The sequence below is a fragment of the Amycolatopsis sp. NPDC059027 genome (assembly GCF_042739735.1).
GTDB lineage: Bacteria > Actinomycetota > Actinomycetes > Mycobacteriales > Pseudonocardiaceae > Amycolatopsis.
This window is the reverse complement of sequence record NZ_JBHYIK010000090.1, coordinates 15,425-23,940: the sequence shown is the minus strand read 5'-3', so window position 1 is coordinate 23,940 and position 8,516 is coordinate 15,425. Positions and strand designations below refer to the sequence as shown.

Sequence of the window (8,516 nt, the reverse complement as noted above, 5' to 3'; positions counted from 1 at the left end):
CGCGGGGGGCGCCCGGGGCCCCCCCCCCGGGCCCCCCGCCCGGGGGGGCCCGCCCGGGGGGTTTGCCCCCCCAACCCCCCGCGGGCGGGGGTGTGCGGGTGACGACGCTGACGTCGACGGTGCCACCGCCGAGGTCGAGGACGGCGAGGGTGTCGCCGGGGCGGCCGCTGAATTCGACGGTGCGATCGGACTTCAGGTCCGAGGGGGCGAAGGTCGCCGCGTGGTAGACGGCCGCCGCGACGGGTTCCGGCACCAGGGCGACCTCCTGCGCCAGCCGCCCCGCCGCCTGGCGCAGCAGCCTTGTCCTGATCGCGCCCCAGTCCGCGGGGTGCGTGAGGACCAGCAGATCGACCTCGGCCTCACCGGCCAGCCGGCGTGCTTCGGTGACCGCTCGGGCCAGCACGGCGTGCACCACATCGGTCACCCGGAGCACATTTTCGCCGAGCAGCAGCTCGCCCTCGTCGATCCGGCGCTTCGGGTGCGGCTCGTACCGCGACGGGTCGACCGCGGCCTGCCGCTCCGCCTCCTGGCCGACGAACAACGTGCCGTCGGGTGCCGCGTAGACGGCCGACGACATGAGTGGCTGGCCGTCGATCACCACGACCTGCGGTTCGCGCCCGTTCACGGAGGCGACGACACAGGTACTCGATGTCCCGAAGTCCACCGCTACCCGTAACGTCACCAGCCACTCCCGCAGATCGTCGTTCTCCTGTCCTTCGCGGGCATCACTCCGGCGGGATCCACGAAACCTGGATCAGCTGCTTGCCCCACTTGCGCGTCAGCAGGTTGCCCCTGCCGGGAGGCATCGGGCCGGCCTTGATGTTGCCGACCAGGGTGCCCTCGTCCTTCGAGCCGTTCATGACCATGCCCGGCGCCGACAGTTCCTTCAGCTTGCCGAGGATCGGGTCGTACATGGCCCGGCTCGCACCACCGGTACGGCGGACCACGATCAGGTGCAGCCCGACGTCCTTGGCCTGGGCGAGGAACTCCGAGAGCGGCTTGAGCGGGTTGCTGCTCTGGGTCGCCACCAGGTCGTAGTCGTCGACGAGGACGAACAGCTCCGGACCGGTCCACCAGGAGCGGTTCTTCAGCTGTTCCTGCGTGACGTCCGGGCCGGGGAGCCGCCGGGTCATCGACCCGTAGACGTCCTTGGCCATGCTGTCCAGCTGATTCGCCGACACCGCGTAACCGAGCAGCGAGTCCCCGCTGAGGAATCCGAGCATGGTGCGCCGGTAGTCGACCAGCAGCATCACGGCTTCCTGCGGCGTGTAGCGCTCGGCGATACCGCGCGCGATCTGCCGGAGCAGGTTGGTCTTGCCCGATTCGCCGTCGGCGAACGCGTAGAAATGCGGCTCCGCGTCGAAGTCGAGGTAGATCGGCTGAAGATCTTCCTCGTTGACCCCGATCGGCACCAGCTTCGTGGCCCGCTTGCTGTCCAGCCGGAGAACCTCGTCGTAGGTGACCATCTCTGGCAGCAGGCGGACCTGCGGTGCCGGGCGGCCCCGCCAGGCACCCTTGATCTTCGCGACCGCATCGGCGACGCCGGCGGCGATCGTGTCCGGGTCACTGGAGCCGTCGATCCGCGGCAGACCGGTGAGCATGTGCAGCTTTTCCCGGGTCATCCCGCGTCCCGGCCGCCCCGCGGGGACGTTCACCGCGGCGCGACGGTCCACTTCGGACTCGCTCGGGTCACCGAGCCGCAGCTCGAAGCGCGTGCCGAGCATGTCCTTGATCGCCGGGCGGATGTCGGCCCACCGGTTGGCACCGACGACGACGTGCACGCCGTAGGACAGACCCTGCATGGCGAGCCGGGTGATCGAGGTTTCCAGCTCCTCGAAGTCCTCTCGCAGCGCCTTCCAGCCGTCGACCACGAGGAACGCGTCACCGAAGGCGTCCTGCTCCGGTTTGATCTCCCCGCGCCGCTTCCGGTTGCGGAACTCGTTCATCGAGTCGATGCCCATGGCGGCGAACCGGCCCTCCCGCTCGGTGAGCAGGGTGGTCAGCTCCGCGACGATCCGGCGGGCCTTGTCCGGCTCGCGCCGTGCCACCGCGACACCACCGACGTGCGGCAGGTCGGCGAGCCCGCCGAGCGTGCCGCCACCGAGGTCCAGACAGTAGAACTGGACCTCTTCCGGGGTGTGGGTCAGCGCCATCGACATGATCAGCGTCCGCAGCATCGTCGACTTGCCCGACTGCGGACCACCGACGATCAGGCCGTGCCCGGCGGCGCCGGAGAAGTCCGCCCACAGACCGTCACGCCGCTGCTCGTACGGGCGGTCGACGATGCCGAGCGGGACCTGGAGCCGTCCGTTGCCGAAGAAGCCGACCGGGGACAGGCCGCGATCGTCGGTCGGGTTGAGGTTCGGCAGCAGCGTGTCGAGCGAGTTGGGCTCCTTCAGCGGTGGCAGCCACACCTCGTGCGCCGGCGGGCCCTGGCCGACCAGCCGCCCGACGATGACGTCGAGCTCGCTCGGCTCGACCGCCTCCTCCGGCTGACGTTCCTGCTTCGGCGCCTCTTCCTCGATCTGCTGCGGCTCCGGTTCCTTCGGCAGCTCGACGAAGTCCGGCACGAACAGCTGCGGGCGCTTGTCCGCGCGGACGACCGTCGCCGCGGGCCCCGCCGCCTTGATCCCCGCGGGACGGTACGGGCCCGAAACGTAGGACGCCTTGAACCGCACCATCGTGGAGGTGTCGTACTTGAGGTACCCCGAACCCGGGATCGACGGCAGCTCGAACGCGTCCGGCACGCCGATCGCCGCGCGGGATTCCGCCGCGGAGAACGTCTTCAGGCCGATCCGGTAGGACAGGTGCGAGTCGAGACCACGCAGCTTTCCTTCCTCCAGGCGCTGCGAGGCGAGCAACATGTGCATCTGCAGCGACCGGCCCAGCCGGCCGATGGCGACGAACAGGTCGATGAAGTCCGGTTTCGCGGACAGCAACTCGGAGAACTCGTCGACGACGATGAACAGCGCGGGCAGCGGGTCGAGGTCGGCGCCGTTCTCGCGAGCCTTCTCGTACTCCCAGACGTTCTTGAAGTTACCGCCGTTCTTGAGCGCCTCCTGGCGCCTGTTCATCTCGCCTGCCAGCGCGTCCTTCATACGGTCGACCAGGGTGACCTCGTCGGCGAGGTTGGTGATGACCGCGGAGACGTGCGGTGCGTCGTCCAGGCCGAGGAACGTCGCACCACCCTTGAAGTCGACGAGGACGAAGTTGAGCGTCGTCGAGGAATGGGTGGCCAGCATGCCCAGCACCAGCGTGCGGAGGAACTCCGACTTACCGGAACCGGTCGCGCCGATGCACAGGCCGTGCGGGCCCATGCCCTCCATCGCGGCTTCCTTGATGTCCAGCTCGACGGCCTGGCCGTACTCGCCGACCCCGAACGGGACGCGGTAGCGGTCCCGGACCGGGCGCGGTCGCCACGCCTGCTGGACGTCGAACGTCATCGGGTCGCCCGGGATGCCGAGCAGCTCGAGCAGCGTCGGGTTGGACAGCAGCGGCTCGTCCTCGCTGGCGTCCTGCGCCGCGGAGCCCACCCGGTACGGCGCGATGAGCCGGGCCACCGCCTCGGCCTCGACCACCGACAGGCGGTCCGGGCGGCCGAACCACTCGACACCGCCCGCGCTGCGGGCGCCGAGCCGGGTCTCCTCGACGACCAGCCGGAGACCGCGGCGGGCGGCGAGGTTGCCGATGGAGTCGGACAGGTCGATCAGCGTGACGCCGACCAGGCCCTCCTCCAGGATGATCTGCTCCTCGCGGGTGACCTCCGCGTCGTCGACGATGATCACGACGTGCGGCTGGTCGGGCGCCGGGGTGGCGTTGCGGGAGAAGCGCTGGCGGTCGCGCAGCTCCTCGTCGAGCCACTGCTCGATCTGGGCGAGCGATCCGGCCATCATGCGGAGCTGGCCGATGCCGTCGGCCAGCGTCGGGTGCTGCACGTGCGGCAGCCACTTCGCCCATTCCCATTCGGACTTCGCGCGGCCCGCGGTGGCGACGGCGATCAGGACGTCGTCGGGGCTGTGGAACGTGACCAGCTGGCAGAGGAGGGCGCGGGTCAGCGAGCGGGTCAGCTCGCGGTCGCCCTGCATGCTGACGGCGGCGAACCCGCGCAGGGTGATCTGCGTCGGCAGGTCGGGGACGATCGAGTGCGCGCGCACGAACCGGCGCAGCGCGAGGGTGGCGATCGGCTCCAGCTCGTCGACCGGGCCGGTCTGCGGCGGCACCAGCCGCGTCGCGAGGCGGTGCGAGCTGCGGCCGACGCGCAGGTGCAGGAAGTCCTGGTCGTTCTGGCGGCGCTCCCACATCCGGCGGCTGGCAGCCAGCGACCACAGCGTCTGCGGGTCCGGGTGCACCCATTCGAGCGCGGCACGCTGGTCGACCATCGCCTCGCGGGCGCGGTCCCGCATCTGGCCGAGGTAGCGGAGGTAGTCCTTGCGGTCCTCGTCCATTTCGGCCTTCTTGGCGCCGCCGCCGCGGCCGCCCCCGCCGGCCATCATGCCGACGGTCCCCATGACCATCATGCCGCCCATCATGAGCATCATCGGGTTGCGTCCACCCGCGGTGAACATGAAGACCATCATGCCCAGCGAGGCCACGATCATGACCGCGGGCAGCAGCTTCATCACGATGTTGCCGGGGATGGTGCGGGGCACCTCCGGTGGCGGTTCAAGGTGCACCTCGCCGCCCGGCGGGCGCGGCGCTGCCAGCCGTGGCGACTTCTTGAACTGCAGCGTGCTCATCGAAGGACCCCTCTTCAAACTCGACGATGGCGGCCACCGTTTTGTGCGCTCAGGTGCGCGGAACAACCTATCGAACGTCGGGCGGGAAATCCGGCCAATGCCGTGAACGGCCGGAGACCTCGATGATCGACTCGATGAGCTTGCCCGCCGAGTGTAGGGCGCGGCACCGACAGTAGCGACCGAACCCGCAGCCCTCCCCTTATCTCCTTCCCTTCTCCCCTCCTCGCGCCCCGGACCGCGTTTAGCCCGCTAAACGCGCTCTCCCGGCCGCCCCGACGCGCGTTTAGCGGGCTAACTGCACTCGGCCCGTCCCCTGTTCCGCGTCCCCTGTGCGCCCCGTCTCCCTCACCCGCAGGCGACGTGGACCTGGGGCGCCGTGCGCGTTTCGCGGGCTAAACGCGCTCGGCGGCGAGGTCGGGAGCGGGGGCGGTCAGCGCGCTGGAGCGGCGTGGCGAGGGCATACTTTTGCCGGTCAATTTCGGACAGTCGGTGATAGCGGCACCCGGGTTCGGTATAAGTTCCCCCCGGGAGCAGTCTCATCAGAGCGGGGGCAGTGCAGTGGCGACGGGCACGACAGTTTTCAGCAGGGTGACGGTGGTGGCACCGCGCACCCGGATCGACGTCGCGCTGCCGGCCGACGTCGCGGTGGCCGATTTGCTGCCCATGCTGCTGGACATGGCCAAGGAGACGACGCCCGACGGCGGCGCGCGCCACGGCGGCTGGGCACTGGCCAAGCTCGGCGACGCGCCGCTGGACCCCAGCCGCACGCTCGCCTCGCTCGGGATCGTCGACGGTGAGCTGCTGCAGCTGCGCAAGCGCAACGAGAACCCGCCGCCCCCGCTGTACGACGACGTCGTCGACGCGATCGCCGAGTCCTCACCGGACAGCTTCCGCCCGTGGACGAAGGAGACCGCGCGCCGGTTCGGTCACGTCGCGGGCGGGCTGGCTCTGGTCGCGGCCGCGTTCGCACTGTTCTTGAGCGGCTCGTTCTACGGCGGGCCCGCGCTCGCCGCCGCGATCGCGGGCGGTATCGGCGCGATCGCGTGTGTCGCGGTCGGCGCGACGCTGGCCAAGGCGTACCAGGCCGAGGCGACCGGCGTACTCGTCGCCGCCGCGGGCGGTCTGCCGCTGGCGTTCGTCAGTGGCTTCTACATCGTGCCTGGGCTGTCGTTGCGGGCGAACCTCCTGCTCGGCTGCGCGCTCGTCCTCATCGTCGCGTCCGTCTGCATCCTGGTCATCGGCGCCGGGATCACGACGTTCATCGCGGCCGCGACGGTGGGCGCGTTCGGTGCGCTGGCGTTCCTGTTCGGCACGTTCGTCGCGCACCCGCTGCCCGGGATCGCCGCCGGGACCGCGGCTGTCGCCCTCGCCTGTATCTCGATCCTGCCGAGGGCGACGATCTGGCTCGCGAAACTTCCGCTGCCGCACGTGCCCGGGAGCGCGGAGGAGCTGAAGGAGGACTCCGGCTTCCCCGACTACCGCGCCATCGAGCGGCGGACGGCCGTCGCGCACAACTACATGACCGGCCTCATGATCGGCTGCGGCGTCACCACGGCGATCGCCGCGATCATCGCGTCGACCGCGCCCGGCCCGTTCGGGATCATCCTCGGTGTCGTCGCCAGCCTCGTGCTGCTGCTGCGCGCACGGGCCTACGCCAACGGCAGCCAGGCGATCGCCCTGCTCACGACCGGCATGGTCTCCGCGGCGGGCATCCTGCTCGGCTGGATATGGACGGCGACCCCGCAGGCACGCGTGCTGTACGTCTTCGGCGCGCTGATCCTGGTGGCGGCGGGCTCGCTGGTGGTCGGTGTGATCTTCCCGAACCAGCGGTTCTCCCCTCCGCTGCGACGGACGGTGGAGATCATCGAGGCGATCTGCATCGCCACGGTGCTCCCCTTCGCGCTCGGCGTCATGGACCTTTACACCACGCTGCGTCACCTCAACTTCAAGTGACGTCGACCCGATCGGATGATGTTCAGATGGCGGTAGCGCGGAACGGCGGCAGGCCGCGCCGGCAGCTCGGCCGCGCCGGGCGGGCCGCGACGGTCACGCTCGCGGCGACGATCGGGGTTCTCTCCCCGGTGGTGGCGATGCCGGTGTGGGCGCAGCAGCCCAGCGTGTCCCCTTCCGAGGGCGGCTACTATGCGGCGCCGCCGCCGATCGGCAACACGCCGCCGCCCGGGGACCCGGGCAAGCCGGATGAGAACTACGTCCAGACCAAGCAGTGCGTGCAGCGCAGCCTGGGCAAGAACATCATTCCCAAGAACCGGCCGTGGGGCCAGGAATACCTGCAGATCGACAAGCTCCACGAGATCGTGAAGGCCGCGACCGGCAGCGTCGGCGGCGGTCAGAAGATCGCGGTGATCGACACCGGCGTCACCAAACATCCCTGGCTCAAGAACGTGGAAAGCGGCGGCGACTACGTCGCCAACCCGAAGAACGGTGTCCAGCCCGGTCTCGAGGACTGCGACGGTCACGGCACCGAGGTCGCCGGCATCATCGCCGCGGACACCCCGGCGGACATCGGGTTCAAGGGGGTCGCCCCGGACGCCACCATCCTGTCGATCCGGCAGTCCAGCCAGAACTACGGCAAGGACACCAAGGAGTCCGCTGCCTCGTCCCCGCCCGCGTCCCCACCGGCCTCGTCAGGGGCACCGCCGTCGTCGGGGGGTGCTTCGAAGTCACAGCTCCCGCCCTCGAACGGCGGCGGCAGCGGGCAGGGTGCCCAACCGGGCGGCACGACCTCGCCCGAGCAGAAAGGCCCCGGCCGCGGGCAGGAGACCGCCGGTACCGCCGGGAAGCTGACGACACTGGCGCAGGCCGTGGTGCGCGCGGTGGCCAAGGGCGCCACCGTGATCAACATGTCGGTGGACAACTGCCGTCCCTCCGACGGGCGGATCTCCGACGGGGAGCGCCAGCTGCAGGCCGCGGTGCACTACGCGGTGCAGCAAAAGGTCGTCGTGGTCGCGGCGGCGGGCAACACGACCGAGACGTGCCCGCAGAACGATCAGCTGAACCCGAACCAGCCGCGCTCGATCGTCACGCCGCCCTGGTTCTCCGAAGACGTGATTTCCGTGGCCGCGATCGACGTCACCGGCGGTGTCGCGAACTTCAGCGTCAACGGCCCGTGGACCACTGTCGCGGCGCCGGGAACGGACATCATCTCGCTGGATCCGGCAGCGGGCTCGACCGGCCTGGCCAACCTGACGATCGAGGGAAACTCCGAACCGAGCGCGATCCAGGGAACGAGCTTTGCGGCACCGTACGTAGCGGGTGTCGCGGCGTTGATCAAGGCGAAATACCCGAACCTCGACGCCAAGGGCGTCATGCGGCGGATCATCAATACCGCGCAACACCCGGCGGCGCCCGGAGGGCACGACAACTTCGTCGGCCACGGCGTGATCGACCCCATGGCGGCACTGACCGCGAGTGTGTCCTCGGAGGAGGGCGTGCCGTCGGTCAAGCCGGTACAGCAGGTCGCGACGCTGCCACCGGCCAACGACCGCGACCAGGCGGCGATCATCGTCGCCCTCGCCGGCACCGGCGGCGGCCTGGTGGCTCTGCTGATCACCCTGTTCGTCATGCACACCATCCGCCGAAACCGCGCGGCGGCCGATGTCACCCGCAAGACCCCCTGACCGCGTTTAGCGGGCTAACTGCACTCGCGCCGCCCCACGACCTCACCTCTCTGCCGCACCCAAGTGGGGGGGTGGGGGGAAACACAAAAAACCCCGCGACCCGAGGAAGGGGGGTGGGGGGGGGGGAAAAAAAACGGGGCGC

Annotated in this window: 3 protein-coding genes and 1 pseudogene; 2 read left to right on the top strand and 2 right to left on the bottom strand. The window is 70.1% G+C overall.

Annotation, left to right across the window (positions count from 1 at the left end; genetic code table 11):
- Both ACFWY9_RS39565 and eccCa read right to left on the bottom strand, forming a co-directional pair.
- A pseudogene (locus ACFWY9_RS39565) lies at positions 1 to 682 on the bottom strand (type VII secretion-associated protein); the annotation flags it as partial.
- Between the two features lie 43 nt (positions 683 to 725).
- Positions 726 to 4,736: a type VII secretion protein EccCa gene (gene eccCa, locus ACFWY9_RS39560; RefSeq protein WP_378330873.1), complete on the bottom strand. Its 4,011-nt coding sequence runs from the start codon at positions 4,734 to 4,736 to the stop codon at positions 726 to 728.
- Between the two features lie 588 nt (positions 4,737 to 5,324).
- Between eccCa and eccD the strand changes: the two genes are divergently transcribed.
- On the top strand, positions 5,325 to 6,689 hold the full coding sequence (gene eccD / locus ACFWY9_RS39555; RefSeq protein WP_378341292.1) for a type VII secretion integral membrane protein EccD: 1,365 nt from the start codon (positions 5,325 to 5,327) through the stop codon (positions 6,687 to 6,689).
- Between the two features lie 26 nt (positions 6,690 to 6,715).
- The gene (locus ACFWY9_RS39550; protein WP_378341291.1) at positions 6,716 to 8,374 is read left to right on the top strand and encodes a S8 family serine peptidase; all 1,659 of its coding nucleotides are present in this window, start codon (positions 6,716 to 6,718) and stop codon (positions 8,372 to 8,374) included.
- Positions 8,375 to 8,516: the final 142 nt, after the last annotated feature.